General features: G+C 65.9%; 24 protein-coding genes. 8 read left to right on the top strand and 16 right to left on the bottom strand.

Going from position 1 to position 24,271, the window contains the following annotated elements; all coding sequences use genetic code 11:
• Window positions 1-40: 40 nt before the first annotated feature.
• A complete protein-coding gene (locus WHX56_RS03265; protein WP_129240397.1) occupies window positions 41-904 on the bottom strand; it encodes an MBL fold metallo-hydrolase in 864 nt (287 codons plus the stop codon).
• Window positions 905-1,028: 124 nt separating this feature from the next.
• Between WHX56_RS03265 and WHX56_RS03260 the strand changes: the two genes are divergently transcribed.
• Genes WHX56_RS03260 through WHX56_RS03250 form a run of 3 tightly spaced genes read left to right on the top strand, consistent with a single transcriptional unit; the run spans window position 1,029 to window position 2,213 of the window.
• Window positions 1,029-1,364, top strand: coding sequence for an ArsR/SmtB family transcription factor (locus WHX56_RS03260; RefSeq protein ID WP_129240396.1), 336 nt, complete (start codon window positions 1,029-1,031; stop codon window positions 1,362-1,364).
• On the top strand, window positions 1,361-1,792 hold the full coding sequence (locus WHX56_RS03255) for a YeeE/YedE family protein (protein ID WP_338880405.1): 432 nt from the start codon (window positions 1,361-1,363) through the stop codon (window positions 1,790-1,792). Before WHX56_RS03260 ends, WHX56_RS03255 begins: the two co-directional genes overlap by 4 nt.
• Window position 1,793: 1 nt before the next feature.
• Window positions 1,794-2,213, top strand: a complete 420-nt coding sequence (locus tag WHX56_RS03250) for a DUF6691 family protein (protein WP_338880404.1) — start codon at window positions 1,794-1,796, stop codon at window positions 2,211-2,213.
• Window positions 2,214-2,284: 71 nt separating this feature from the next.
• Here the strand turns inward: WHX56_RS03250 and WHX56_RS03245 are convergent, their stop codons facing one another.
• From WHX56_RS03245 to WHX56_RS03215, 7 genes are all read right to left on the bottom strand, one after another.
• Window positions 2,285-3,553, bottom strand: coding sequence for a phenylacetate--CoA ligase family protein (locus tag WHX56_RS03245; protein ID WP_338880402.1), 1,269 nt, complete (start codon window positions 3,551-3,553; stop codon window positions 2,285-2,287).
• A gap of 82 nt (window positions 3,554-3,635) precedes the next feature.
• On the bottom strand, window positions 3,636-4,475 hold the full coding sequence (locus WHX56_RS03240; protein WP_129240392.1) for an ABC transporter ATP-binding protein: 840 nt from the start codon (window positions 4,473-4,475) through the stop codon (window positions 3,636-3,638).
• 193 nt (window positions 4,476-4,668) lie between these two features.
• Window positions 4,669-6,006: an ABC transporter substrate-binding protein gene (locus WHX56_RS03235; RefSeq protein ID WP_338880400.1), complete on the bottom strand. Its 1,338-nt coding sequence runs from the start codon at window positions 6,004-6,006 to the stop codon at window positions 4,669-4,671.
• 126 nt (window positions 6,007-6,132) lie between these two features.
• Window positions 6,133-7,197 carry a branched-chain amino acid ABC transporter permease gene (locus tag WHX56_RS03230; protein WP_129240390.1) on the bottom strand — a complete coding sequence of 355 codons (1,065 nt, stop codon included), beginning with the start codon at window positions 7,195-7,197 and terminating at the stop codon, window positions 6,133-6,135.
• A gap of 10 nt (window positions 7,198-7,207) precedes the next feature.
• Entirely contained in the window at window positions 7,208-8,137 is a 930-nt protein-coding gene (locus tag WHX56_RS03225) for a branched-chain amino acid ABC transporter permease (RefSeq protein ID WP_129240389.1), read from the bottom strand.
• 8 nt (window positions 8,138-8,145) lie between these two features.
• Window positions 8,146-8,979: an ABC transporter ATP-binding protein gene (locus WHX56_RS03220; protein WP_338880398.1), complete on the bottom strand. Its 834-nt coding sequence runs from the start codon at window positions 8,977-8,979 to the stop codon at window positions 8,146-8,148.
• A 5-nt stretch (window positions 8,980-8,984) separates the two neighbouring features.
• Complete coding sequence (locus WHX56_RS03215; RefSeq protein ID WP_338880397.1) at window positions 8,985-10,961, bottom strand: AMP-dependent synthetase/ligase; 1,977 nt, start codon at window positions 10,959-10,961, stop codon at window positions 8,985-8,987.
• Between the two features lie 169 nt (window positions 10,962-11,130).
• Between WHX56_RS03215 and WHX56_RS03210 the strand changes: the two genes are divergently transcribed.
• The 3 genes from WHX56_RS03210 to WHX56_RS03200 all read left to right on the top strand — a co-directional run bounded on the left by WHX56_RS03210 (window position 11,131) and on the right by WHX56_RS03200 (window position 12,928).
• On the top strand, window positions 11,131-11,841 hold the full coding sequence (locus tag WHX56_RS03210) for a Crp/Fnr family transcriptional regulator (protein ID WP_129240386.1): 711 nt from the start codon (window positions 11,131-11,133) through the stop codon (window positions 11,839-11,841).
• Window positions 11,842-11,900: 59 nt separating this feature from the next.
• Complete coding sequence (locus WHX56_RS03205) at window positions 11,901-12,362, top strand: MarR family transcriptional regulator (protein WP_338880395.1); 462 nt, start codon at window positions 11,901-11,903, stop codon at window positions 12,360-12,362.
• A 140-nt stretch (window positions 12,363-12,502) separates the two neighbouring features.
• Complete coding sequence (locus WHX56_RS03200; RefSeq protein ID WP_338880393.1) at window positions 12,503-12,928, top strand: organic hydroperoxide resistance protein; 426 nt, start codon at window positions 12,503-12,505, stop codon at window positions 12,926-12,928.
• 268 nt (window positions 12,929-13,196) lie between these two features.
• Here WHX56_RS03200 and WHX56_RS03195 read toward each other — a convergent pair whose 3' ends face one another.
• The 6 genes from WHX56_RS03195 to WHX56_RS03170 form a co-directional block, all read right to left on the bottom strand.
• Window positions 13,197-13,919 carry an ABC transporter ATP-binding protein gene (locus WHX56_RS03195; protein ID WP_129240383.1) on the bottom strand — a complete coding sequence of 241 codons (723 nt, stop codon included), beginning with the start codon at window positions 13,917-13,919 and terminating at the stop codon, window positions 13,197-13,199.
• A gap of 18 nt (window positions 13,920-13,937) precedes the next feature.
• Complete coding sequence (locus tag WHX56_RS03190) at window positions 13,938-15,860, bottom strand: ABC transporter permease subunit (RefSeq protein ID WP_287752358.1); 1,923 nt, start codon at window positions 15,858-15,860, stop codon at window positions 13,938-13,940.
• Between the two features lie 2 nt (window positions 15,861-15,862).
• Window positions 15,863-16,735 carry a branched-chain amino acid ABC transporter permease gene (locus WHX56_RS03185; protein ID WP_129240380.1) on the bottom strand — a complete coding sequence of 291 codons (873 nt, stop codon included), beginning with the start codon at window positions 16,733-16,735 and terminating at the stop codon, window positions 15,863-15,865.
• 141 nt (window positions 16,736-16,876) lie between these two features.
• Complete coding sequence (locus tag WHX56_RS03180) at window positions 16,877-18,040, bottom strand: ABC transporter substrate-binding protein (protein ID WP_129240378.1); 1,164 nt, start codon at window positions 18,038-18,040, stop codon at window positions 16,877-16,879.
• 319 nt (window positions 18,041-18,359) lie between these two features.
• A complete protein-coding gene (locus tag WHX56_RS03175; RefSeq protein ID WP_165360125.1) occupies window positions 18,360-19,298 on the bottom strand; it encodes a LysR substrate-binding domain-containing protein in 939 nt (312 codons plus the stop codon).
• A gap of 104 nt (window positions 19,299-19,402) precedes the next feature.
• Window positions 19,403-20,035 carry a LysE/ArgO family amino acid transporter gene (locus WHX56_RS03170; RefSeq protein ID WP_129240376.1) on the bottom strand — a complete coding sequence of 211 codons (633 nt, stop codon included), beginning with the start codon at window positions 20,033-20,035 and terminating at the stop codon, window positions 19,403-19,405.
• 149 nt (window positions 20,036-20,184) lie between these two features.
• Here WHX56_RS03170 and WHX56_RS03165 point away from each other — a divergent pair, with 149 nt between their 5' ends.
• Together WHX56_RS03165 and WHX56_RS03160 are read left to right on the top strand one after the other, a co-directional pair.
• Complete coding sequence (locus WHX56_RS03165; RefSeq protein ID WP_129240373.1) at window positions 20,185-21,084, top strand: LysR family transcriptional regulator ArgP; 900 nt, start codon at window positions 20,185-20,187, stop codon at window positions 21,082-21,084.
• Between the two features lie 19 nt (window positions 21,085-21,103).
• Window positions 21,104-21,604 carry a copper chaperone PCu(A)C gene (locus tag WHX56_RS03160; protein ID WP_338880388.1) on the top strand — a complete coding sequence of 167 codons (501 nt, stop codon included), beginning with the start codon at window positions 21,104-21,106 and terminating at the stop codon, window positions 21,602-21,604.
• Window positions 21,605-21,867: 263 nt separating this feature from the next.
• Here WHX56_RS03160 and gdhA read toward each other — a convergent pair whose 3' ends face one another.
• Both gdhA and WHX56_RS03150 read right to left on the bottom strand, forming a co-directional pair.
• Window positions 21,868-23,214, bottom strand: coding sequence for an NADP-specific glutamate dehydrogenase (gdhA, locus tag WHX56_RS03155; protein ID WP_129240367.1), 1,347 nt, complete (start codon window positions 23,212-23,214; stop codon window positions 21,868-21,870).
• A 429-nt stretch (window positions 23,215-23,643) separates the two neighbouring features.
• Entirely contained in the window at window positions 23,644-24,255 is a 612-nt protein-coding gene (locus WHX56_RS03150) for a LysE family translocator (RefSeq protein ID WP_338880386.1), read from the bottom strand.
• Window positions 24,256-24,271 lie beyond the last annotated feature (16 nt).

Raw genomic sequence — 24,271 nt, 5'->3', positions numbered from 1 at the left:
AGCCCGGCACATGCGGCCCGGGCGGGGGCGGCCCCGGGAGTCAGAGCGCGTCGACGGGTATCTTCAGGTAGCGCACGCCGTTGTCTTCGGCCGGCGGGAAGTGGCCCGCGCGGATGTTCACCTGGATGGCGGGCAGGATGAGGGTGGGCATGGCGAGCGTGGCGTCGCGCCGCGTGCGCATGGCGACGAAATCGTCTTCGCCGATGCCGTCGCGCACATGGATGTTGGCGCGGCGCTGTTCGGCCACCGTGGTCTGCCAGGACGCGTCGCGGCTGGCGGGCGGATAGTCGTGGCACATGTACAGCCGGGTGCCGGCGGGCAGGCTCAGCAGGCGCTGGATGGAGCGGTATAGCTGATGGGCGTCGCCGCCGGGGAAGTCGCAGCGCGCGGTGCCCACGTCGGGCATGAACAGCGTGTCGCCCACGAAGGCGGCGTCGCCGATCAGGTAGGCCATGTCGGCCGGCGTGTGCCCCGGCACGTGGAGGGCCCGCGCCGTCAGTCCGCCGATGCGGAAGGTTTCGCCGTCGGCGAACAGATGGCCGAATTGGGATCCGTCCAACTGGAACTCCGGTTCCAGGTTGAAGATCTTCTTGAACACGCCCTGCACGGTCTGGATGCTTTGACCGATGGCGATGACTCCGCCCAACTGCCGCTGCAGGTAGGGCGCGGCCGACAGGTGGTCGGCGTGGGCGTGGGTTTCCAGCAGCCATTCGGTCTTCAAGCCATGCTGGCGAACGTAGTCGGCCACGCGGTCGGCGCTGCCGGTGCCGCTGCGGCCGGACTTGGGGTCGTAGTCCAGGACCGAATCGATGATGGCGCAAGCGCCGCCCGGCGCCGGTTCATGGACCACGTAGGTGATCGTGGCGGTGACGGGATCGAAAAAGCCTTGGATCTGGGGGGACATGGACGCTCGCCTGGCGGCGCATCGCTGCGCGCTCAAAACAATATATATATTTCAATAATATTGTTGAATATTCTATTGGTCAATATAATGATCAATCTCTCCTAGGCCGATCGATGCTGCCCAAATGAACGAAGTCCTGACCGAGTGCGAGGCCGCCGTCCTGCGCGAATCCGCCTCCCAGGCCTGCGCCCTGCTCAAGGCGCTGGCCAACGAAGACCGCCTGCTGCTGCTTTGCCAACTGGTGCAGAACGAACGCAACGTGGGTGAACTCGAAGCCCTGACCGGCATCCGCCAGCCGACGCTGTCCCAGCAGTTGGGGGTGTTGCGCGATGAAGGGCTGGTGGCGACGCGGCGCGAGGGCAAGTACGTCTACTACCAGATGGCCAGCTTCGAGGTCAGCCAGGTCATGAAGACGCTATCGAGTTTGTACTGCGGCCGCGCGATGGAGTCACTCAAGTGAATCTGGACTGGTCCGCCTTCACTCCCGCGCCGTCCGCCCTGGGCGGCTTGTTGATCGGCGCGGCGGCCGTGCTGTTGATGGCCGGCGCGGGCCGCATCGCGGGCATCAGCGGCATCCTGGGCGGCCTGTGGCCGATGGAGCGCGGCGGTTCGTGGCGGCTGGCCTTTCTGCTGGGCCTGTTCGCGGCACCCTGGCTGTACCGCCTCGGCGCCGCGCTGCCCGTCATCGCGGTCGAGGCCGGCACGGCCCGCCTGATCGCCGCGGGCCTGCTGGTGGGCATCGGCACGCGCTATGCATCGGGCTGCACCAGCGGCCACGGTGTCTGCGGCGTGGCGCGCGGCTCGCCCCGCTCGCTGGCGGCGACGGCGCTGTTCATGGCCGCGGGCTTCGGCGTCGTCTACGCCATGCGGCATCTGGCGGCGGGCTGACATGAACGCATTGTTCGCCTTCGTGTCGGGCCTGGTGTTCGGGTTGGGGCTGATCGTCTCCGGCATGGCCAACCCAGCCAAGGTGCTGGGCTTCCTGGACCTCGCCGGCGACTGGGATCCGTCGCTCGCGTTCGTGATGGGGGGCGCCGTGCTGGCCGCGTCCGCGGGTTTCGCCGTGTTGCGGCGGCGCCGGACCAGCCTGTCGGGCGAGCCTTTGCGCTGGCCTGCCGCGGCCGGCATCGACGCGCGCCTGGCGCTCGGCAGCCTGGCGTTCGGCGCCGGTTGGGGGCTGGCCGGCTTCTGCCCGGGCCCGGCGCTGGTGGCGGCGTCCGCCGGCGTGCCCCAGGCGCTGGTGTTCGTGGCCGCCATGCTTGCCGGCATGGCGGTATTTTCAATCCTGGAAAGAGCCAGAAGCCGGTAGGCCGGCCCGCGGGCACGCACGCGCGTGGAACAAGGCCGACGCGGTCTCGACGCGGCGGGCGGCCGCGACGTTCATTCGTAGGTGCGCACGTCGTCGATGACCTTGCCGTCGTTCGGCAGGCTGCCGGCGTCCACCCATTCCACGTCGCTGCGCAGTTTGGTCACGTCGCGCACCGATTCCGCGATGCGCTTGGCAAGTTCGTCGCCGCGCGCCTGCGATTCCACCTTGAGCACCATGCGGTCCGAGCCCGTGCTGCCGCTGATCACCAGCCGCGCGCGCAGGATTTCCGGATGGCGGCGCGCCACGTCGGCGACCTGCGACGGATGCACGAACATGCCGCGCACCTTGGTGGTCTGGTCCGCGCGCCCCATCCAGCCCTTGATGCGGGTATTGGTGCGCCCGCAGGGCGAGAGGCCGGGCATGACGGCCGACAGGTCGCCGGTGCCGAAGCGCACCAGCGGGTAGTCCGGATTCAGGGTGGTGACCACGACTTCGCCGACTTCTCCGTCCGGCACGGGTTCGCCGGTGCCGGGCCGGACGATTTCGACGATGATGTCCTCGCCCAGCACCAGCCCCTCGCGGGCGGGCGTTTCGAAGGCCACCATGCCGAGGTCGGCGCTGCCGTAGGCCTGGTAGCCTTCGATGCCGCGCGCGGCAAGCCAGTCGCGCAGGGACGGCGGGAAGGCTTCGCCGGACACCAGCGCGCGGCGCAGCGAATCCAGTTTCACGCCCAGTTCGTCGGCCTTCTCCAGGATGATCTTCAGGAAGCTGGGCGTGCCCGTGTAGCCGGTGGGCGCCAGGTCCTGGATGGCGCGGACCTGCTGCTCGGTCTGCCCGGTGCCGCCCGGGAACACGGTGCATCCGACGGCGTGCGCGGCGGTCTCCATCATGGAGCCGGCGGGCGTGAAGTGGTAGGAAAAGCAGTTGTAGGCCAGTTCGCCGGCGCGGAAACCCGCCGCATGCAGCGCGCGGGCGAAGCGCCAGTAGTCGGCGCGCGCGCTTTCCGGTTCATAGATGGGGCCCGGAGAGGCGAAGACGCGCATCGCCTCTCCCCAGCCGATGGCCGAGAAGCCGCCGAACGCCTTGCGCGGCCCGGCGGGCGCGGCGGCGTCGTCGCGGCTGTGCTGCTGCCGTTCCAGCAGTTCATGCTTGCGCAGCACGGGCAGGCGCGCCAGGGCCTCGCGGGACGCGATGGCCGCGGGGTCGATGCCGCGCAATTGCTCGGCGATGGCCGGCGCGCGGGCCATCGCCCGGGCGATCGCGCCGGGCAGGGCGGCCATCAGGTCGCGCTCGCGCTGCTCGGGCGCGCGGGTTTCCAGAACATCGAAAAACTCGGACATGGGATCGCACCCTCTCGTGTGCCGTACTGCGGTGTCGTTGCCGGCGGCGGGCCGGACCGCGCCGGCTTCGCCGCTCCAGGAATCAGGCCAGCCAGCGTTTGCGGCGGCGGTAGAACTTGTTGTCGCGGAAACTCTTGCGTTCGCCGCTGGAAATGCCCAGGTAGAACTCCTTCACGTCCTCGTTCTCGGCGAGGTCCGAGGCCGCGCCGTCCATCATCACGCGCCCGTTTTCCAGGATGTAGCCGTAGTCGGCATAGCGCAGCGCGATGTTGGTGTTCTGCTCCGCCAGCAGGAAGCTGACGCGTTCGCGCTGGTTCAGGTCGCGCACGATCTCGAAGATCTCCTCGACGATCTGCGGCGCCAGCCCCATGGAGGGTTCGTCCAGCAGGATCATGTTGGGATTGGCCATCAGCGCGCGGCCGATGGCGGTCATCTGCTGCTCGCCGCCCGAGGTGTAGCCGGCCTGGCTGGTCCGGCGCTGCTTCAGGCGAGGAAAGTACTGGTAGACCCGGTCCAGGGCCGAGGCGGTGTCGCCGCGGCCCATGTTGCGCGTATAGGCGCCGGTCAGCAGGTTTTCCTCGATGGTCAGGTGCGCGAAACAATGGCGCCCTTCCATCACCTGCACCACGCCGCGCTTGACCAGTTCGGCGGGCGACAGCCTTTCGATGCGCTGGTCGCGGTACTGGATGTAGCCCTTGGTCACGTCGCCGCGCTCGCCCTTGAGCAGGTTCGAGATGGCGCGCAGCGTGGTGGTCTTGCCGGCGCCGTTGGCGCCCAGCAGCGCCACGATCTTTCCTTCCGGAACTTGCAGGGACACGCCCTTGAGCACGAGGATCACGTGGTTGTAGATCACCTCGATGCCGTTCACGTCGAGCAGCACCTTGGGCGTGTCCGCGGCGGCGGCGGTAGTAGTGGCGGTCATGATCGTTCCTGCTGCGTGGTGGCGACCGGCCCCCTGGGCCGATCGCCGGTTCATATCAACATCCTTGGCTCGCCTACGGCACCCGCGCCGCATGCAGCCGACGCCCCCCAAGCGGGGCCGCGGCGGATCCGGCTACGCCGGTCCCCAGCGGCGCCCCCCTGGGGGGGAAGCGCCGAAGGCGCTTCGGGGGGGATCAGCCGCACGTTCGAGGAGTGATGTTCTTCTCCTTCGCGTACTTGGCCGCGGCTTCCTTGACCATGGGATCGAGAATGGTCTTGTCCGACTGGTACCAGTCGGAGGCAACCTTGAACTTCGCGCCGTCCCACTGCACGATGCGGGCCCAGTCGTCGCCCATGTGGTTGCCGCAAGCCGTCTTGACCGGGCGCATGATCTGGCCGAAGCCCAGCTTGTCCAGCTTTTCCTGGGTCAGGTCCAGGTTTTCGAAGCCCCAGCGCACTTGCTCCGGCGTCAGCGCCTTGCCCTTGCCGAACTTTTCCTGCGCGGTGCGGATCGCTTCCACCTGCAGCATCGAGATCATCAGGCCGCGGGTATAGGCGACGGTGCCCAGCGTGGTCTTGCCCGTCTTGTCCGCGCCCTGGCCCTTGTCGTAGACGAACTTCTTCAGGTCGTCGTAGACCTTGTCGTGCTCGGCGCCGCTGTTGTGCACGGTGATGGCGTTGTAGCCCTTGGCGACGTCGCCCAGGTCTTTCACGTCGCCTTCGGAGCCGGCCCACCAGATGGCGTACATCTTGTCTCGCGGATAGCCGCTGGCCTGCGCTTCGCGGACGGCGGTGGGCGTCATGATGCCCGCGCTCCACAGCAGCACGTAGGCCGGGCGCGCCTGGCGGATCTGCAGCCAGGTGGACTTCTGTTCGACGCCGGGGGCGGTCACGGGATACAGCAGCAGCTCGAAGCCTTCCTTGGCCGCGCGCTTCTGCAGCAGCGGGATGGGCTCCTTGCCATAAGGCGAGTCGTGGTAGACCAGGGCGATCTTCTTGCCCTTGAGCTTGTCCATGCCGCCTTCTTTCTTGGCGATGTCCTGGATCATCACGTCGGCCGCGGTCCAGTACGTGCCGAGCAGCGGGAAGTTCCATTCGAACACGCTGCCGTCGACCGACTGGGACAGGCCGTAGCCCATCGTTTCGACCGGCACCTTGTCGACCATGGCCTTGTCGCTGACGGCGAAGGTGATGCCGGTGGACTGGGTGTCGAAGCCCGATGCGCCGGTGCCCTTGCCCTTCAGGCGTTCGTAGCATTCCACGCCGCGGTCGGTGGCGTAGGCGGTTTCGCATTCTTCGTACGTGATCTTGACGCCGTTGACGCCGCCATCGCGTTCGTTGACCAGCTTCAGGTAGTCCAGCTTGCCATCTGCCCAGGGGATGCCCAGGGGAGCGAAGGATCCGGTGCGGTACACCAGCAACGGAACGAACTGCTCTTCGGCCGCCATCGCCGGCGTGGCCACGGCGCCGGCGGCGCCCGCTGCGGCCACCAGGGCTGCCGCCAACTTCAGGTTAAGACGCTTCATCTCCATTTACCTCCTGCGTGGTGCTTGGGTCTATAAACCCTGGGACACCGGGATTGGCCCGGTCTTGAGCCGGGTATTCAGGGCGGATCCGGAACGCTCGTGCCGCTCCGGACCGCGGAAATCAATGCGAAATCAGTGAGGGAACGGCCAGATGCGGAGCTTCTCCTTGCCGATGCTCCACAGCCTGGCCAGCCCATGCGGTTCGGCGATCAGGAAGAACACGATCAGCGCGCCGAACACCATGTGTTCCACGTGCGCCGCCGTGTCCACCGACAGCGGCAGCCCCAGCATGTGCGGAATGTTGGTGAGCGCCACCGGCACCAGCACGATGAAGGCCGCGCCGAAGAAGCTGCCGATGATAGATCCCAGGCCGCCGATGATCACCATGAACAGCAACTGGAACGAACGCGTCAGGTCGAACGCCAGCGGTTCCCAGGAGCCCAGGTGGATGTAGCCCCACAAGGCGCCGGCGACGCCGACGATGAACGAGCTGACCGCGAATGCCGTCAGTTTGGCGTACATGGGGCGGATGCCGATGACGGAGGCCGCCACGTCCATGTCGCGGATCGCCATCCACTGGCGGCCGATCGCGCCGCGCACCAGGTTCTTGGCCAGGAGGCTGAACACCACCACCAGGATCAGCACGAACAGGTACTTTTCCAGGGCGCTCTGGACGGGCAGGCCGAAGGCGGTCAGCGGCGGCACCGACACGCTGCCGGACGAGGAGTAGTTCGTGAAGAAGGGGATGCGCAGGAACGCCCAGTCCACGAAGAACTGCGCGGCCAGCGTGGCCACCGCCAGGTACAGGCCCCGTATCCGCAGGCTGGGAATGCCGAATATCACGCCGACGATGGTGGCGAAGAAGCCGCCCAGCAGGATCTGGACGATCAGCGGCATGCCGGGAAAGCGCACGCCGAAGTTCCAGGCCGCGTAGGCGCCGACGGCCATGAAGGCGCCTGTGCCCAGCGAGATCTGGCCGCAATAGCCCACCAGGATGTTCAGGCCCACGGCGGCCAGCGCCAGGATCAGGAAGGGGATCAGGATGGCGCGCAGCAGGTAGTCGCTGGCCATCGCCGGGATGGCGACGAACGCCACCGCCAGCAGCAGCCAGATGAAGATGCGGTCCTGGCGGATCGGGAAGATCTGCTGGTCAGCGCGATAGCTGGTCTTGAATTGGCCGTTTTCGCGATAGAACATGTTTTATTCCTCAGACCCGGTCGATGATCTTCTCGCCGAACAGCCCTTGCGGACGGAACAGCAGGAACACCAGCGCCAGCACATAGGCGAACCAGATTTCGATACCGCCGCCCACGAGCGACCCCAGGTAGACCTCGGACAGTTTTTCCCCGACGCCGATGATCAGGCCGCCCAGGATGGCGCCCGGCACCGAGGTCAGGCCGCCCAGGATCACCACCGGCAGCGCCCGCAGCGCCGCGGTGGAGAGCGTGAACTGCACGCCGAACTTCGACCCCCAGATGATGCCGGCCACCAGCGCCACCAGGCCCGCCACGCTCCAGACGATCACCCAGATCCGGTTGAGCGGGATGCCGATGGATTGCGCGGCCTGGTGGTCGTCGGCCACCGCGCGCAGGGCGCGGCCGGTCGAGGTGTACTGGAAGAAGAGGGCCAGCGCCGCCACCAGCAGGGCGGCGATGACCGCCGCGGTCAGGTCCTCCAGGTTGATCAGCAGCCCGCCTTCGAAGACGGACTCCAGGATCATCAGCGGATCCTTGGGCATGCCCACGTTGATGGAATACACCGAACTGCCGAACGTGATCTGGCCCAGGCCGTCCAGGAAGTAGCTGATGCCCAGCGTGGCCATCAGCAAGGTGGTGGCCTCCTGGTTGACCAGGTGGCGCAGCACGAACCGTTCGATGGCGACCGCCAGCACGAACATCACGGCCGCGCTGACGATGAACGCCAGCACGTTGGCCAGGATCATGTTGTCGAAGCCGAACCAGCGCGGCAGCCACTCCGAGAAGCGCGCCATGGACAGCGCGGCCACCAGCACCATCGCGCCCTGCGCGAAGTTGAAGACGCCGGACGCCTTGAAGATCAGGACGAAGCCCAGGCCGATCAGGGCATACAGCATGCCGCTCATCAGGCCGCCGAATAAGGTCTCTAGAAAAAATCCCATGTCTGTTCCTAGTTCAGCGCAGGAGCGTCCTTGGCGACGGCGGCTTCGCCGCCGACGCCAAGGTAAGCGCGGATGACGTCTTCATTCGCGCGGACTTCGTCCGGCTTGCCGTCGCCGATCTTCTTGCCGTAGTCCAGCACCACCACGCGGTCGGAGATGTCCATGACCACGCCCATATCGTGCTCGATCAGCACGATGGTGGTCCCGAATTCGTCGTTCACATCCAGGATGAAGCGGCTCATGTCCTGCTTCTCTTCGATGTTCATGCCCGCCATCGGCTCGTCCAGCAGCAGCAGGCGCGGCTCCATCGCCAGCGCGCGGCCCAGGTCCACGCGCTTTTGCAGGCCGTAGGGCAGGCGGCCGACCGGCGTCTTGCGATAGGCCTGGATCTCCAGGAAGTCGATGATGTTCTCGACGAATTCGCGATGCTGGATCTCTTCGCGCTCGGCCCGGCCCAGGCGGAACGCCTGCGACAGCAGTCCGCATTTCATGCGCAGGTTGCGGCCGGTCATGATGTTGTCCAGCACGCTCATGCCCTTGAACAGCGCCAGGTTCTGGAACGTGCGCGCGATGCCCATCTCGGCGGCGCGGCGGGGGTTCATGCGCGAGAAGCGCTCGCCGCGGAATGCGATGCCGCCTTGTTGGGGCGTATAGACTCCGTTGATGACGTTGAGCATCGAGCTCTTGCCCGCGCCGTTGGGGCCGATGATGGCGCGGATCTCGTGTTCGCGCACGTTGAAGGAAATATCCGTCAGCGCCTTGACGCCGCCGAAGGACAGCGAAATGTTCTGCATGTCCAGCATGACGTCGCCGATGCGCTGGTCGCGGTCGTTGTGGCTCATGGTCTCTACGCGGCTCGGGCGGTTATGGCGGGAAACGTCTTTACCGGGCGGATCTTCAGGTCCGCCGAAATCTTGCCGGTGCGTCCGTCTTCGAATTTCACTTCGGTCTCGATGTACTGCGATTGCTTTCCGCTGTAGAGGGCGTCGATCAGCACACCGTACTTCTGCGCGATGAAGGCGCGGCGCACCTTGCGCGTGCGGGTCAGCTCGTCGTCGTCGGGGTCGAGTTCCTTGTGCAGGATCAGGAAGCGGCTGATCTGCGAGGCCGACAGCTTGGGATCCGTGGCCAGGTCGGCGTTGACCTGTTCCACGCATTCCGCGATCAGTTGGTAGACCTCGTCCTTGGAGGCGAGGTCGGTATAGCCGGCGTAGGGCATGCCGCGCCGCTCGGCCCAGTTGCCCACCGCTTCCAGGTCGATGTTGATGAAGGCGCACACGTCGTCGCGGTCGGCGCCGAAGGCGACCGCTTCCTTGATGTGCTGGAAGAACTTGAGCTTGTTCTCGATGTACTTCGGCGCGAACAGGCTGCCGTTGGCGAGCTTGCCCACGTCCTTGGCGCGGTCGATGATCTTCAGTTGGCCGTCGGTGTCGAGATAGCCCGCGTCGCCCGTATGGAACCAGCCGTCGGCGCTGCGCGCCTCGGCAGTCGCTTCGGGGTTGCGGTAGTACTCCTTGAAAAGACCGGGGCTCTTGACCAGGATCTCGCCGTTGTCGGCCACGCGGATCTCCACGCCCTCGACGGGCGGGCCCACGGTGTCGTCGCGCACGTGGCCGTCCGGCTGAACGCAAACGAACACGGAGGTTTCGGTGGAACCGTACAGTTGCTTCAGGTTGATGCCGATCGAGCGGTAGAACACGAACAGGTCGGGCCCGATGGCCTCGCCCGCCGTATAGGCCACCCGCACGCGGCTCATGCCCAGCGCATTGCGCAGCGGGCCGTAGACCAGCGCGTTGCCCAGCGCGTAGCGCAGGCGGTCCCAGGCGCCGACCGATTCGCCGTCCAGGATCTTCGTGCCGACGCGGCGCGCCAGTTTCATGCAGCCGGCAAACAGCTTGCGCTTGATGAATCCCGCGTCTTCCATGCGGATCATCACGTGGGTCAGCAGGCCTTCCAGCACGCGCGGCGGCGCGAAGTAATAGGTGGGGCCGATGTCGCGCATGTCGATCGCCACGGTGTCGGGCGATTCGGGATGGTTCACGGTGAAGCCGGTGACCAGCAACTGCGTGTACGAGAACATGTTCTGGCCGATCCAGGCGGGCGGCAGGTAGGCCAGCACGTCTTCCCGGTCGGTCAGGTTTTCCAGTTCGGACACGGCGCGCGCGCGGTCGATCAGCGCGTGGTGCGTCAGCACGACGCCCTTGGGCTTGCCGGTCGTGCCCGACGTATAGAACATGGCGGCCGCGTCCTGCGGCTGCACGGCGGCGATGGCGCCATCCAGGAAGCCGGGGTGCTGCGCGGCGTATTCGGCGCCCAGCTCTTCCAGCTTTTCATAGGACATCAGCATCGCGTCGGTGTAGTGGCGCAGGCCGCGCGGATCGTCGAACACCACGCGCTTCAGGGCGGGGCATTGTTCGCTGATCTCGAGCATCTTGTCGACCTGTTCCTGGTCCTCGACGATGGCCACGCTGATCTCGGCATCCTGCAGCACGTAGACCATTTCCTGGGCGACGGCGTCCTGGTAGAGCGGCACGGGAATCGCGCCCAGCGATTGCGCGGCCATCATGGCCATGTATAGGCGGGGACGGTTCTCGCCGACCACGGCCACGTGCATGCCGGGCTGGATGCCCAGCGCGGCCAGGCCGTGGGCGACGTGGCGGACGTGCTCCGCGACTTCGGACCACGTAAGGGTTTGCCAGATCCCCAGATCTTTCTCGCGTATCGCGGGCCGCGACCCACGAACCTTGGCATGCGTGAACAGCAGCGCCGGAAAGGTGTCCGACGCAGCCGGCATCCGTGCGGATGCGGGCGATGTATGTGCCACGTTGTCTCCTCCGGTTTGGGCGCTTCGGGCCAGGAGTCCGCGCGGGCGGCGATGGCGATGAGGTGCTTGACCAGTTGGTTTTAGATTTACGGCAGGAGTTAAGGTATAAGGTTGGGTTGCTACCAACTGTCACCATCGCGACATTCAAGGACCTTTTAGGGTATTCCCGATGCAGCTATCCGATTCCCTGCAACTTGCCGCGGCCTGGTTTCGCGTGCTCGACCGCGAACAGCAAATGCGCGTCGAGCGGGACCTCACCGTGCAGCAGGTGGCCGCCGGATCGATCATAGAGCGCAAAGGCGAACTCGCACAGGCTTGGATCGGCGTGCTGGCCGGGCTGGTCAAAGTATCGGTGGGCAACGCCGAAGGCAAAGTGGCGTCGCTGACCGGCGTGCCCGCCGGCGGATGGATCGGCGAGGGGTCGCTGCTCAAGAGCGAAATCCGCAAGTACGACATCGTGGCATTGCGGGATTCCGTGGTGGCGCGCCTGCCCAGCGCCACCTTCGACTGGCTGCTGGACACCAGCATCCCGTTCAACCGCTATCTGCTCCACCAATTGAACGAGCGCGTGGCGCAGTTCATCGGCAAGGCGGAGTACGACCGTCTGCTGGACCCGGATGCGCGCGTGGCCCGCTGTCTGGCCGAGCTGTTCAATCCTTTGCTGTATCCCGGCATGGGCATGCGCCTGACGATTACGCAGGAAGAAGTCGGCTATCTGGCCCGGGTGTCGCGCCAGCGGGCCAACCAGGCGCTGCGCAAGCTGGAAGAAGCCGGATTGCTGAACGTGGAGTACGGCGCGGTCCGGGTGCTGGACCTGGAAGGGCTGAAGCAATACGGGTCGGATCGCGCCACGGGAGAAGGGGAGCAGGCGGGCGCCTAGCGCGTGCCGTGCCAAAAAAAAAGCTTGACGATAAATAGTGCGCTATTTAATATTGCGCAATGAAATCCAGATCCAAACCCAAAGGCGCTTTCAACCCGCTGCTGCTGGACAGCCAGCTTTGCTTCGCCCTGTACTCGACCTCGCTGGCGATGAACAAGGTGTACCGCAAGCTGCTGCGCGGCCTGGACTTGACCTATCCGCAATACCTGGTGATGCTGGTGCTGTGGGAAGGCGACGAAATCACGGTGACGGACATCGGCGAGCGCCTGTTCCTGGACTCGGCCACGCTGACGCCGTTGCTCAAGCGCCTGGAAGCGGCCGGACTGGTGACGCGGCAGCGCGCCCTGGACGACGAGCGCCAGGTGATCGTGGCCTTGACCCGGCAGGGCCGCGATTTGCGCGGCAAGGCGCAGGCCGTGCCCCAGGCCGTCGCCACGGCCGCGCAATGCACGCTGGACGAGGCGCAGGACACCATGAAGGCCCTGCACGCGCTGCGCGAGAAGCTGGTCGCCAGTCTTTGAGGCGGACGTTGGCGCCTGCCATCGTCCGGTCATTTAAGTAGTGCACGATATAGTTGTGTACTACTTTGTTGGTAAGGCCGAAACGGGAAGGATCCCGCCAGGCCCGGCAGTTCCCCTTTATCTTTCCAAGGAAACGCATCATGTCTATCGAAAAAGTGCTGTACCGCGCCCATGCGCATGTCACCGGCGGCCGTGAAGGCACGGGCGCCACCGACGACGGCAACCTGAACGTCAAGCTGACCACGCCCAAGGAACTGGGCGGCGCCGGCGCGGCCGGCACCAACCCCGAGCAGTTGTTCGCGGTGGGCTATTCGGCGTGCTTCATGGGCGCCATGAAGTTCGTCGCCGGCCGCGACAAGATCGCCATGCCGTCGAATGCGGCGATCGACGGTTCGGTGGGCATCGGCCCCATTCCGACCGGCTTCGGCATCGAAGTGGAACTGAAGATCTCGCTGCCGGGCATGGAGCGCGCCGAGGCCGAAAAACTGGTCGCGGCCGCGCATATCGTGTGCCCGTACTCGAACGCGACCCGCGGCAACATCGATGTGACGTTGACGATAGTCTGAGGGGCGGCTTCGGTGTCAGGCGCCTGCGGAATGCCCGTTCCAGTGTCTGACACCGGTACGGGATGCGGCTCTAAGTGTCTGACACCCGTACGAGACGTTCTCCATCTTGCTCCGACGCTGCCCGGGTGTCTGACACCAACGAAAGCATGCAACGCTTGGGTGTCTGACACCCGGGAAGTTCCGCCTCAGACGGACGGCCAACTCGTACGGGTGTCAGACACCTGCTCCGGCGTACGGGTGTCTGACACCTGCTTCTTGCCGGTTTCCCTCAGTGCGATCCGCCCAGATACGCCGCGACCACGGCGGGATCGTGCTTCAGCTTATCCGCGCTGCCATGCACGGAAATCCGGCCGTTTTCCAGCACGTATCCATAATCCGCCACGTTCAGCGCGGCGGCCGCGAACTGCTCCACCAGCAGCATCGTGACCCCTTCGTCCTTCAGCCGCGCGATGATCCTGAACACTTCTTCCACCAGGATCGGCGCCAGGCCCATCGACGGTTCGTCCAGCAGCACCAGTTCAGGATTCAGCATCACGGCGCGGGCCATGGCCAGCATCTGCTGTTCGCCGCCGGACAGCGTGCCGGCCAATTGGTCGCGGCGTTCCTTCAGGCGCGGGAACAGGTCCATGGCGCGGCCCAGGTCGGCCTGCACGTCGCCTTTGGGCCGGCTGCCCGTCAGGCGCGGAAAGGCGCCCAGCAGCAGGTTGTCGGTCACCGACAGGGTCGGGAACACCCGCCGTCCCTCGGGCGAGTGCGCCAGCCCCAGCCGCGCGATGCGGTGGGATTCGAGCCCGTCTATGCGCTTGCCGCCCAGCGTGATCTCGCCCGCGGTGGGGCGGATCATGCCCGACAGCGCCCGCATGGTGGTGGTCTTGCCGGCGCCGTTGGAGCCGATCAGCGTCACCACCTTGGCCTTGGGCACCTCCATGCTGATACCGTGCAGCACTTTGACTTTGCCGTAGCCCGCTTCCAGATTCTTGATCGATAGCATCTTGTCGTCCCCTTGGCGTCAGGCGGGCGCGCCGCCCAGATACGCCTCGATGACCTTGGCGTTGCTTTGCACTTCGTTGGGCAGGCCCTCGGCGATCTTCTGGCCGAAGTCCAGCACCGACACGGTGTCGCAGACCCCCATCACCACGTCCATGTGGTGCTCGATGAGAATCAGCGTGATGCCGTGGTCGCGCACCTTGCGGATGATGGCCAGCAGCTCGACGATGTCGGGCGCGGTCAGGCCGGCCGCGGGTTCGTCCAGCAACAGCAGTTGCGGGTCCAGGGCCAGGGCGCGGGCGATTTCAAGCAGCCGCTGCTTGCCGTAGGGCAGGTTGCGGGCTTCTTCGCTGGCCAGCGATTCCAGGCCCACGAATTCCAGTAGCGCCATGGCGCGCGCGCGGGCGCCCTGTTCCTCGCCCTTCCACTTGGGCGTGCGCAGCGCGATGCCGGCCAGCCCCGTGGTGAAGGTGTGGTGCAGGCCGACCAGCACGTTCTCCAGCGCGGTCATTTCGCCGAAGAGCTGCACGTTCTGGAAGGTCCGCGCAATGCCCGCCTCGGCGATGTCCGCCGGCGCCAGGCCCACCAGCGACTTGCCCGAGAACTCCACCGCGCCGGCGGTCGGCACGTAGATGCCCGTCAGCACGTTCATCATGGTGCTCTTGCCGGAGCCGTTGGGTCCGATCAGGCCATGGATGGTGCCGCGCTTCACGGTCAGGTCCACCTCGTTCAACGCCTTCAGGCCGCCGAACTGCATCAGCACGCCCTTGGCCGCCAGCAGGGTCTCGCCCTTGCCCTTGGCCGCGTCGGGCACCGCCTCCTGCGCCTTCACCAGGTCCGACTTGACCGCGAGCGCGGTGCGGCGGCTGGAGAAGAACAGGTTGCGCACGAAACCCACGATGCCGTCGGGCAGGTAGTACACGACGAAGAGGATCATGACCCCGAAGATCGTCAGGCGCCAGTCGGTCACGGCTTCCAGCCAGAACGAGAAGATCGCCAGGAGGATGGTGCCGACGACGGGCACGGCGACCCGGCGGGGGTCGGCGCGGCCCTTGGACACGGCGACCGCGCTGCCCGCCGTCACCAGGATCGCCACGCCCAGCGCGATCAGCCTGAAAGTCGAGATGTCGTCCAGCATCTTGGGCAGTAGCACGATGATGGAGGCGCCCAGCAGCGCGCCCGTGCGGCTCTTGCGCCCGCCCATGATGATGGCCAGCAGGAACAGGATGGTCAGTTCGAAGTTGTAGGTATTGGGCGAGATGTACTGTTCCGAGTACGAATACAGCGCGCCCGCCAGGCCGGCGAAGCCGGCGCTGATGACGAAGGCGAACACCTTGTGCCGGTACACCGACACGCCCATGCAGTCCGACGCGATCGGGCTGTCGCGCAAGGCCTCGAACGAGCGTCCCAGGTGCGACTTCAGGATGCGGTGCACCACGATCAGCGAGAGCACCAGCAGCGCGGCGACCAGCCAGAAGTACTCGCTCTTGGTGAGGATGTGCCCGGCGATGGACGGCTTGTTGATCTTGATGCCCAGGGGGCCTTCGGTCAGGAAGGTCATCTCGTTGATCAGGATCTGGATGATGGTGCCGAACGCCAGCGTCACCATGGCCAGGTACGGGCCCGTGACCCGCAGCGCCGGCAGCGCCAGCACCGCCCCGAAGGCCGCCGCGATCAGGATCGCGGCCGGGAGGATGATCCAGATCGGCATCTGCAGATGGAAGAACAGCACGCCGGCCACATAGGAGCCGATGCCGAACAGGCCGGCGTGGCCCAGCGATACCTGGCCGGTGTAGCCCACCACGATGTCGAGCCCGAACAGCAGGATCGCGTAGATCATGATGGTTTCGATCAGGTGCAGGTAATACGTGTTGGTGACGCCCAGCGGCACCGCGGCCAGGCAGGCCACGGCCAGGATGGAGAGCAGGAGGTGCAGGGGTTTCATCGTCACACCTTCTTGATCGCGGTCTTGCCGAACAGGCCGGCGGGTTTGAAGGTCAGGACGAGCAGCAGCAGGACCAATCCAGGCACGTCTTTGTATCCCGTGGAAAGATAGAAACCGGTGGTCGTTTCGGCGATGCCCAGGATGAGCCCGCCCACCACGACGCCCATGCCGCTGGACAGGCCGCCGATGATGGCGACCGCGAAGGCCTTCAGGCCCAGCACCGCGCCCATGGTGGCGCCGGTCAGCGTCAGCGGCGCCACCAGCACGCCGGCGAACGCGGCGGTCAGCGACGACAGGGCATAGGAAAACGTGATCACCATGCCGGTGTTGATGCCCATCAGGCCGGCCGCGTCGCGGTCGTTCGAGGTGGCGACGAAGGCCTTGCCGTAGATGGACTTGCGGTTGAAGATTTCCACCAGCAGCATCATCGCCAGCGCGCCGAACACCACCAGCAGCTCCATCGGCAGGACGTTGGCGCCCAGCACCTGGATCGGCGCTTCGGGCAGCGGCGAGGGAAAGCGCAGGTCGTCGCGGCCCCAGATGTTCTCGGCCACGTTCTTGAAGATGATGCCCAGCGCGATGGTGGCCATGATCCAGCCGAATTCGGAGCGGGTCTTGATGGCGGGCCGAACGCCCACGCGCTCGACCAGCGCGCCCTGCGCGAAGCCGAAGATGCAGACGATGGGAATCATCACCCAGTAGTTCACGCCCAGTCCGACCAGGGTGAGGCCGACCAGCGCGCCCAGCATCAGGGCTTCGCCCTGGCCGAAGTTCAGCGTGCCCGACGTGGAGAAGGTGAGCTGGTATCCGAACGCGATGACGGCATAGATCATGCCCAGCGCGATACCGCTATAGATGAGCTGTAGAAGAATCATGGTGTGTGTCTTGAAGCGCTGTGGTTCCGTCCCAACCCCCGTGGGCAGAACGCTGTTTTCAGGCGGCGGCATGCCCGCGTCCTGGCGGGCAGGACGCGGACGGCGGCGGCCGGGCAGCCGCCGCCAAGTGCGCTGCGGGACCTAGTTGGCCTTGACTACACGGCCGCCCTTGACCTCGCCGATGACCACTTCCTTCGCCGTGATCGCGTCGTGGTTGTCGTGGTTGAACGGCTTGTTGTAGGTCATCACCACGCCTTCGACGGGCGTTTGCAGGTTTTCCAGCGCTTCGCGGACCTTCGGGCCGTCGGTGGAATTGGCCTGCTTGAAGGCGGCCGCCAGCAGGAAGATCGAGTCATAGCCCTGGGCCGCCGACACCGGAGAGTCGATGCGGTTGTTCTTGGGCTTGAACTTGGCCAGGTAGGCATCGATGAACGCCTTGCGCTTGGGCGTGTCCGGGTCCTGGATGAAGGTTTGCGGCATGCGCGCGCCTTCTCCGTTGGCGCCGGAGTTGTCGATGTAGTTGGCCATGGAGAGCGTCCAGCTACCGATGATCGGCACCTTCCAGCCCAGCTTGGTCATGCCGTTGGCGATCTGGGCCAGTTCGGGGCCGATGCCATAGGTCAGCACGGCTTCGGCGCCGGCGGACTTGGCCTTCAGCAACTGGGCCGTCATGTCGACGTCCTTGATGTTGAACTTCTCCACCGCCACGGGCTTGATGCCCTTGCTGTCCAGGGCTTTTTCCAGATCCTCGCGGCCCAGTTGGCCGTAGTTGGTGGAATCGGCCAGGATGGCGACCTTCTTGTAGCCGCGGCGCGTGATCGCTTCCTCGACGATCATCGGGGCCTGGATGCTGTCGTGCGCCGCGTTGCGGAACACATAGTTGTCCGGGTATTCGGGGGCCTTGAACTGGTGCGTGATGACGCTGCCCGTGGCCACGTTGTTGAACACCGGGATCTTGGCGTCCTGGTAGAAGCGTTGCGAGGCCAGCGCCACGCCGGTGTTGATGTAGCCGACGGTGGCCGCGACCTGTTCCTTGTTGATCAGTTCCTGGGCGATCTGCACGCCGCGCTCGTTCTTGGCTTCGTCGTCGCGTTCCACGGCGACCAGTTGCCGGCCCAGCACCCCGCCGTTCTTGTTGATTTCTTCAATGGCCAGGCGCACGCCGTCGCGCATGCTGACGCCCATGGAGGACGAGCCTCCGGTGTAGGGGCCGGCCACGCCGATCTTGATCGGGTCGGCGGCGTGGCTTGCGGCCATTGCGGCAAATGCGAGGGCTCCTGCTAGCACCTTCAAACGAAAATCCATGGATGTCTCCGTTGTAATTGGTAGAACTGCGTGGAAAACCTTATGCCTGCGCCGGGGTGTGGCGGCGCTTCTCCTGTGCTGCGTGTCGTGACTGTCTGCCCAATCGCTTACGCGAATCTGACCCGGCGGGGTTTTTCCGCGTAAATACCTAGTACGGGCGCACGGGGTCCCCGGTCATGCGCTGCAATGCAGCATCGGGGTGGAACGAAAGGTATGGGCCCGGAGCGCGCCTTGGGGCAATGGGACAGTTGCGTTGGCCGCATCCTAGCCAGCGTGGCGGCGCGCTGCGCGGAATTTCGTTCCGCCCCGGGCTGGAAATTTATTCCTGACCGGCCCGCAGGCCGCATGGCCATTGGGATGCCCGTTTGCAGACATCTTCCAGCCATAGGGAAAACGCTTGGCGCGCGCCGCCGGGCGGGCGCGAGGCTTCGGTGCACAAGTAGTACTGGGATTCGCCGGGGATTTCGATGTCCAGCACGCGCACCAGCTTGCCTTCGTCCAGCCACTCCGCGGCCAGCGTGCGGCGCGTGAGCGCGATGCCCTGGCCGGCGCGCGCGGCCGCCAGCATCATGCCCAGGTCGACCAGCCACACGCCGCGGGAGGGTTCCGGCCAGTCCAGCCCCGCGGCGTCCAGCCAGGGGCGCCAGGGCTCCATCGGGCAGCGCAGCAACTGCGCCCGGGCCAGGTCCGCGGGCCGCCTGAAGGGGCCGCGCGCGTCGCGGTAGCCCGGCGCGCAGACCGCGAATACCGGGTCCTGGGTGAGCGGGCGCGCATGCAGCCCGGGGTGCTTGCCGCTGCCGAAGCGGATCCAGACGTCCGCGTTGGGCGGCATGATGTCCAGGTAGGGAATGGACAGCATGATCTCCAGCTCCACGTCGGGGTGCGCGGCGGTGAAGCCCGGCAGGTAGGGGATCAAGACCTGCCGGGCGAAGGTCGGCGTGGACACCACGCGCAGCGGTTCGGGCTTGGGCTCGCCGCGCTTGTGCAGCGAGGCGTCCGACAGCAGGTCCAGCGCGGTGCGCACCTGTTCCAGGTATTCGCGCCCGGCCGAACTCAGCGTCGCGCCCCGGCTGCTGCGGATGAATAGGGAGACGTCCAGCAAGGCTTCCAGCGCGGCGATGCGTTTGCCGATGGCGCTGGCGGTGACGAAGAGTTCTTCGCTGGCGCGTTCGAAGGAGCCCAGGCGCGCGGCCGCTTCGAACGCCTGGATGGCGGCCAGCGGTGGCAGGCGCACGTCTTTGGGGGAAGGTCCGCGCATGATCGTCTGGAGGGCCGGCTGCGCCCGACGAAAAAGTGGCAACGGACCGATTATAAGGACGCGGGCGCCAGGCGGGCGGAACGCCGGATCGGGGCCTCGCGCGCTTACACGCCCTTCAAGGCCAGGCTGACCGCCAGCGCGGCCATGACCGCGGCGATGACGCCGTCCAGCACGCGCCAGGCGGAAGCGCTGGCGAAGAACGGCGCGAACACGCGCGAGCCGATGCCGAGCACCGCCAGCCACAGCAGGCTGGCCGTGAACGCGCCGGCGGCGAACGCCATGCGGGCGTCCTCGAAGCCGTGCGCCAGCGAGCCGACCACCACCATGTCCAGCCAGAAGTGCGGGTTCAGCAGCGAGAAACCCAGGGCGCCCAGCATCGCGGCGCGGCGCGAGGGGACCACGTCGCGCGCGGCGGCCAGCCCGCCCGTGGCGGTCCAGGCGCGGCGCGCCGATTGCAGGGCGTACCAGGACAGGAAGGCGACCCCGAACCACAGCACGGCGGTCGTCAGCCAGGGGAACCAGGACGTGAGGGCCTGCAGCCCGGAGACGCTGGCGAAGATGAAGACGGCGTCGATCAGCGCGCAAATGGCGACCACGCTCAGCAGATGCGCCCGCATCAGCCCCTGGCGCAGGATGAACGCGCTTTGCGCGCCCACGACGGCGAACAGGCCCAGCCCGGTGGCCGTTCCGCTGGCCCAGGCAGTGAAGAAAAGGGGGGAGGACAACGTGGCGAACATGATGCAAACACCTATGACTGCTGCGCCTGTGGCGGCGCTTCGATAATCGCGCCGGCCACGGGAGGAGTACCGGCAATGCGCTATTTTCCCTTGCCAAGTGAATGAAATAAAGCTAATTTTTCTTCACTATATTAAGTAAAACTAATCTTATGAAAATCGATCACGGGAACCTGCGGGCCCTGGCCGCGGTGGTGCGCGAAGGCAGTTTCGAGCGGGCCGCGCTGGCCCTCAGCGTCACGCCGTCCGCCGTGTCGCAGCGGATCAAGGCGCTGGAAGACCGCATGGGCCGCCTGCTGGTGCAGCGCACGGTGCCGGCGGCGGCCACGTCGGACGGGCAGGTGCTGGTCCGGCTGGCGGAGCAGACGGCGCTGCTGGAACACGACGCCCTGAACCGGCTGGGGGTCGCGGACGACGACGTGCCCTACGCCAGCATCCCCGTGGCGGTCAACCACGACAGCCTGGAGACCTGGTTCGTCGAGGCGGCCGTGCAGTTCTCGGCGCGCACCCGGGCCACGCTGGACATGCAGTCGGAAGACCAGGACCACACGGCCGCGTTGCTGCGCAACGGTTCGGTGCTGGGCGCCGTGACCGCGCTGGCGGAGCCGGTCCAGGGCTGCCGCATCCACGCGCTGGGCAGCATGCGCTACGTGGCGACGTGCACGCCGGCGTTCCACAAGCGCTATTTCTCGCAGGGCGTGAACGCGCAAACGCTGGCGCAGGCGCCGGTGCTGGTATTCAACCGCAAGGACGCCTTGCAGGCCCGCTTCGCGCACAAGATCGCGGATCCCGCGCCCTGGCAGCCGCCGGTCTGGTGGGTGCCGTCCACCCGCGCGTTCGTGCAGGCCACGCTGGGCGGCCTGGGCTGGACCATGAATCCCCTGCCGCTGGTGCAGGAGCATCTTGACGCAGGTCAGTTGATGCTGCTTCGGGGGCGCGCATGGGAAGACGTGCCGCTGTATTGGCAGCATTGGCGGGTAAACTCCGAAGCGATGGAAGCCCTGACCGATTCGGTTCTGTCAGCCGCCCGCAGCCTGGTCCGGCGGCGTTAACCCCTTAGGAGAACAACCCATGAACATCCGCAAGCTCGCTGTCATCGCCGCCCTGGGCCTGTGCACGGCCGGGACGGCCTGGGCGAAGGACTACAAGGTTGGCGAGGTCGAGATCGACGACCTCTGGGTTCGCGCCTCCGCGCCGGGCCAGTCCAACGGCGCGGGGTATATGGATATCGACAACGACGCCAAGGCCGCGGATCGCTTGCTGTCGGTCGCGTCGGACGCCGCCGAGCGCGTCGAATTGCACACGGTGCAGACCGAAAACGGCGTGTCGAAGATGCGCCAGGTGGAAGGCGGCATCGCCTTGCCGGCCGATACCGAGGTCAAGCTGAGCCCCGGCGGCTACCACGTCATGTTCATCAAGCTGAAGGCCCCGTTCGCCGAAGGCGGCACGGTGCCGGCCACGCTGAAGTTCGAAAAGGCGGGCGAAGTGGCCGTGCAGTTCAAGGTCAAGCCCGCGTCGCACAATCCGGGCATGGGCCACGGCGGCATGGACCACGGCATGATGAAGCACTAGGCTGCCGCTGGGCTGTCGGCGTTCAGTCTCGGGGGGTGTCTCAGTCTCGGGTGGTGTCTGACACCCAGGGCACGCCCGCGCATGCTGAAGCCTGTCTCACATGGGTGTCAGACACCTGGCAGACACCGGGCTAGATCGCCCGCTTTGACCGGCATCTACCCACGAGGCAAGACCTGCCCCGATCGGGGCCGCGCGGAGCCGGGCTCCGCCGGTCCGCAGCGGCGCCCCCCTGGGGGGGAAGCGCGCAGCGCTTCGGGGGGGGACTAGTACAGCCCTTGCTGGCGCATGGCGTCGGCCACCTTCACGAAACCGGCGATGTTGGCGCCGTCCAGGTAGTTGACGTATTCGCGTTCGGTGTGGCCGTGGCGCACGCAGTTTTCGTGGATGTCGCGCATGATGGCATGCAGGCGGGTGTCGACCTCTTCGCGCGTCCAGGACAGGCGGGCCGAGTTCTGGGCCATTTCCAGCCCGGATACGGCCACGCCGCCGGCGTTGCTGGCCTTGCCCGGGGCGTACAGCACGCGGGCGGCGATGAAGGCCTTGGCGGCTTCCAGCGTGGCCGGCATGTTGGCGCCTTCGGCGACGCAGATCACGCCGTTCTTGATCAGCGTCTGCGCATCGTCCAGTTCCAGTTCGTTCTGGGTGGCGCAGGGCAGGGCCACGTCCACGGGCACGTGCCACGGACGCTTGCCTTCTTCGTACTTCAGGCCGAATTGGCGGGCGTACGTGTCCAGGCGGCCGCGCAGGTCGTTCTTGATGTGCATCAGCGCAACCAGCTTCTCGTGCGTGAAGCCGGCTTCGTCCACGACGGTGCCGTTCGAGTCCGACACGGTGACGACCTTGGCGCCCAGCGCCATGGCTTTTTCGATCGCGTATTGCGCGACGTTGCCGGAGCCCGACACGGACACGCGCAGGCCATCGAAGGAGCGGCCCACGCGCTTGAGCATTTCTTCGGCGAAGTACACCGTGCCGTAGCCGGTGGCTTCGGGGCGGATCAGGCTGCCGCCGAAAGTCAGGCCCTTGCCGGTGAACACGCTGGCGGTCGAGTTGGACAGCTTTTTCATCATGCCGGCCATGAAGCCGACTTCGCGCGCGCCCACGCCGATGTCGCCGGCCGGCACGTCGGTGTCCGGGCCCAGGTGGCGGTACAGCTCGATCATCAGGGCCTGGCAGAAACGCATGACTTCGGCGTCGGACTTGCCCTTGGGATCGAAATCGGAGCCGCCCTTGCCGCCGCCCATGGGCAGCGTGGTCAGCGAGTTCTTGAGGGTCTGTTCGAAGGCCAGGAACTTCAGGATGGACAGGTTCACCGAGGGGTGGAAGCGCATGCCGCCCTTGAACGGGCCGATGGCCGAGCTGTGCTGGATGCGGAAAGCGCGGTTGACCTGGGCGCGGCCCTGGTCATCGGTCCAGCACACGCGGAACTGGATCACGCGTTCCGGTTCCACCAGGCGCTCCAGCAGGGCGTGCTCGGCGTAATGGGGGTGCTGTTCGATGAAAGGCCACAGGCTCAGCATCACCTCCTGGACGGCTTGCATGAATTCAGGCTGTTGCGGGTCGCGCGCGGCGACGCCACGCAGGAAGTCGTCCAGACTCTGCACTTTCAACATGATCTCCTTGGGGGTGCTTCGAATAGGTGCGGGCTGCGCCGTATTGGGGCGCGAAATACACGGTTTTGGTGCAAGGTCGCACCTGTATGGTGCGGAATTGTAGGGCTAAATTGTTGCTCTGCGCAAAGCCGGAAAGTGCGCCATCACCTTGATATCAAAGCTCTTTTTGCAGTCCTATAATTAGGGACGTATTTATGTGCGAAAAGCGCCTTGGCGTCTGAAAACCATGGGTTTTTCATGAATTGGCTTGAATTTACTGGGGAAATTAATTTGTCCCCAATTAATTCTCCTATGGAGAATTGGCTCGCCAGGTGACCGCCAGGGTCGAAATCGGGTTGTGGGAGGCCTTCGGGGCACTGGTCGAGCCGGCAATTCTAAATTATACGTCCCCATTTATTTATTTGAGAAAGATCACGCCCCGGAGACAGTTCATATCTGCGCGACGGCCAGGGCGCCGCCCAGCGCCATCAGAACGGCCCCCACCACGCGGTCGGCCGTCCTCTGGTGGTCCAGCAGGGTCTGGCGCAGCAGCGGCGAGGAGATCGACCACGCCACGGCGCTGAACCAGAGCCAATGCGCGAACGACATGAACAGCCCATAGCCGAACTGCCAGGCCAGCGGCGTGCCGGGCGACACAAGCTGGGTATAGGTGCTGACGACGAACAAGGTGGTCTTGGGATTGAGCGCGTTGGTCAGGAAGCCGCTGTACAGCGCCTGCCGGCCCGAGATCGCCGGGCGGGTGGAAAGGTCGCGGTCGACCGGCGTGCGGTTGAAGAAGGTCTTCCAGCCCATGTAGGCCAGATAGCAGGCGCCCGCCAGTTTGACGCCCTGCAGCACGGATTGCGCGTGGCGGGCCAGCAGGCTCACGCCGAACATCGTATAGAACACGTGCACCTGCACGCCCAGCGCGATGCCGGCGGCGCAGATCAGGCCGATGCGCCGGCCGTACAGATAGCTGTACCGCGTGACCATGGCGAAGTCCGGTCCCGGGCTGACGACGGCGAGAATAGTGATGAGGGCGACGGCGATCAGTTCGGTCATGGCGGGGCGGGACTGG

This window comes from Achromobacter veterisilvae, assembly GCF_037619525.1.
Classification (GTDB): domain Bacteria; phylum Pseudomonadota; class Gammaproteobacteria; order Burkholderiales; family Burkholderiaceae_B; genus Achromobacter; species Achromobacter veterisilvae.
Note: the sequence above shows the minus strand (reverse complement) of the source record. Positions and strands in the feature narration are given on the sequence as shown.

Coding starts and splice junctions, on each gene's coding strand:
- WHX56_RS03180 (WP_129240378.1), bottom strand. CDS start 18,040: ATGGATTTTCGTTTGAAGGTGCTAGCAGGAGCCCTCGCATTTGCCGCA.
- WHX56_RS03245 (WP_338880402.1), bottom strand. CDS start 3,553: ATGTCCGAGTTTTTCGATGTTCTGGAAACCCGCGCGCCCGAGCAGCGC.
- WHX56_RS03205 (WP_338880395.1), top strand. CDS start 11,901: ATGAAATCCAGATCCAAACCCAAAGGCGCTTTCAACCCGCTGCTGCTG.
- WHX56_RS03185 (WP_129240380.1), bottom strand. CDS start 16,735: ATGATTCTTCTACAGCTCATCTATAGCGGTATCGCGCTGGGCATGATC.
- gdhA (WP_129240367.1), bottom strand. CDS start 23,214: ATGTTGAAAGTGCAGAGTCTGGACGACTTCCTGCGTGGCGTCGCCGCG.
- WHX56_RS03210 (WP_129240386.1), top strand. CDS start 11,131: ATGCAGCTATCCGATTCCCTGCAACTTGCCGCGGCCTGGTTTCGCGTG.
- WHX56_RS03165 (WP_129240373.1), top strand. CDS start 20,185: ATGAAAATCGATCACGGGAACCTGCGGGCCCTGGCCGCGGTGGTGCGC.
- WHX56_RS03235 (WP_338880400.1), bottom strand. CDS start 6,006: ATGGAGATGAAGCGTCTTAACCTGAAGTTGGCGGCAGCCCTGGTGGCC.
- WHX56_RS03195 (WP_129240383.1), bottom strand. CDS start 13,919: ATGCTATCGATCAAGAATCTGGAAGCGGGCTACGGCAAAGTCAAAGTG.
- WHX56_RS03250 (WP_338880404.1), top strand. CDS start 1,794: ATGAACGCATTGTTCGCCTTCGTGTCGGGCCTGGTGTTCGGGTTGGGG.
- WHX56_RS03260 (WP_129240396.1), top strand. CDS start 1,029: ATGAACGAAGTCCTGACCGAGTGCGAGGCCGCCGTCCTGCGCGAATCC.
- WHX56_RS03170 (WP_129240376.1), bottom strand. CDS start 20,035: ATGTTCGCCACGTTGTCCTCCCCCCTTTTCTTCACTGCCTGGGCCAGC.
- WHX56_RS03220 (WP_338880398.1), bottom strand. CDS start 8,979: ATGAGCCACAACGACCGCGACCAGCGCATCGGCGACGTCATGCTGGAC.
- WHX56_RS03225 (WP_129240389.1), bottom strand. CDS start 8,137: ATGGGATTTTTTCTAGAGACCTTATTCGGCGGCCTGATGAGCGGCATG.
- WHX56_RS03150 (WP_338880386.1), bottom strand. CDS start 24,255: ATGACCGAACTGATCGCCGTCGCCCTCATCACTATTCTCGCCGTCGTC.
- WHX56_RS03190 (WP_287752358.1), bottom strand. CDS start 15,860: ATGAAACCCCTGCACCTCCTGCTCTCCATCCTGGCCGTGGCCTGCCTG.
- WHX56_RS03200 (WP_338880393.1), top strand. CDS start 12,503: ATGTCTATCGAAAAAGTGCTGTACCGCGCCCATGCGCATGTCACCGGC.
- WHX56_RS03175 (WP_165360125.1), bottom strand. CDS start 19,298: ATGCGCGGACCTTCCCCCAAAGACGTGCGCCTGCCACCGCTGGCCGCC.
- WHX56_RS03240 (WP_129240392.1), bottom strand. CDS start 4,475: ATGACCGCCACTACTACCGCCGCCGCCGCGGACACGCCCAAGGTGCTG.
- WHX56_RS03230 (WP_129240390.1), bottom strand. CDS start 7,197: ATGTTCTATCGCGAAAACGGCCAATTCAAGACCAGCTATCGCGCTGAC.
- WHX56_RS03160 (WP_338880388.1), top strand. CDS start 21,104: ATGAACATCCGCAAGCTCGCTGTCATCGCCGCCCTGGGCCTGTGCACG.
- WHX56_RS03265 (WP_129240397.1), bottom strand. CDS start 904: ATGTCCCCCCAGATCCAAGGCTTTTTCGATCCCGTCACCGCCACGATC.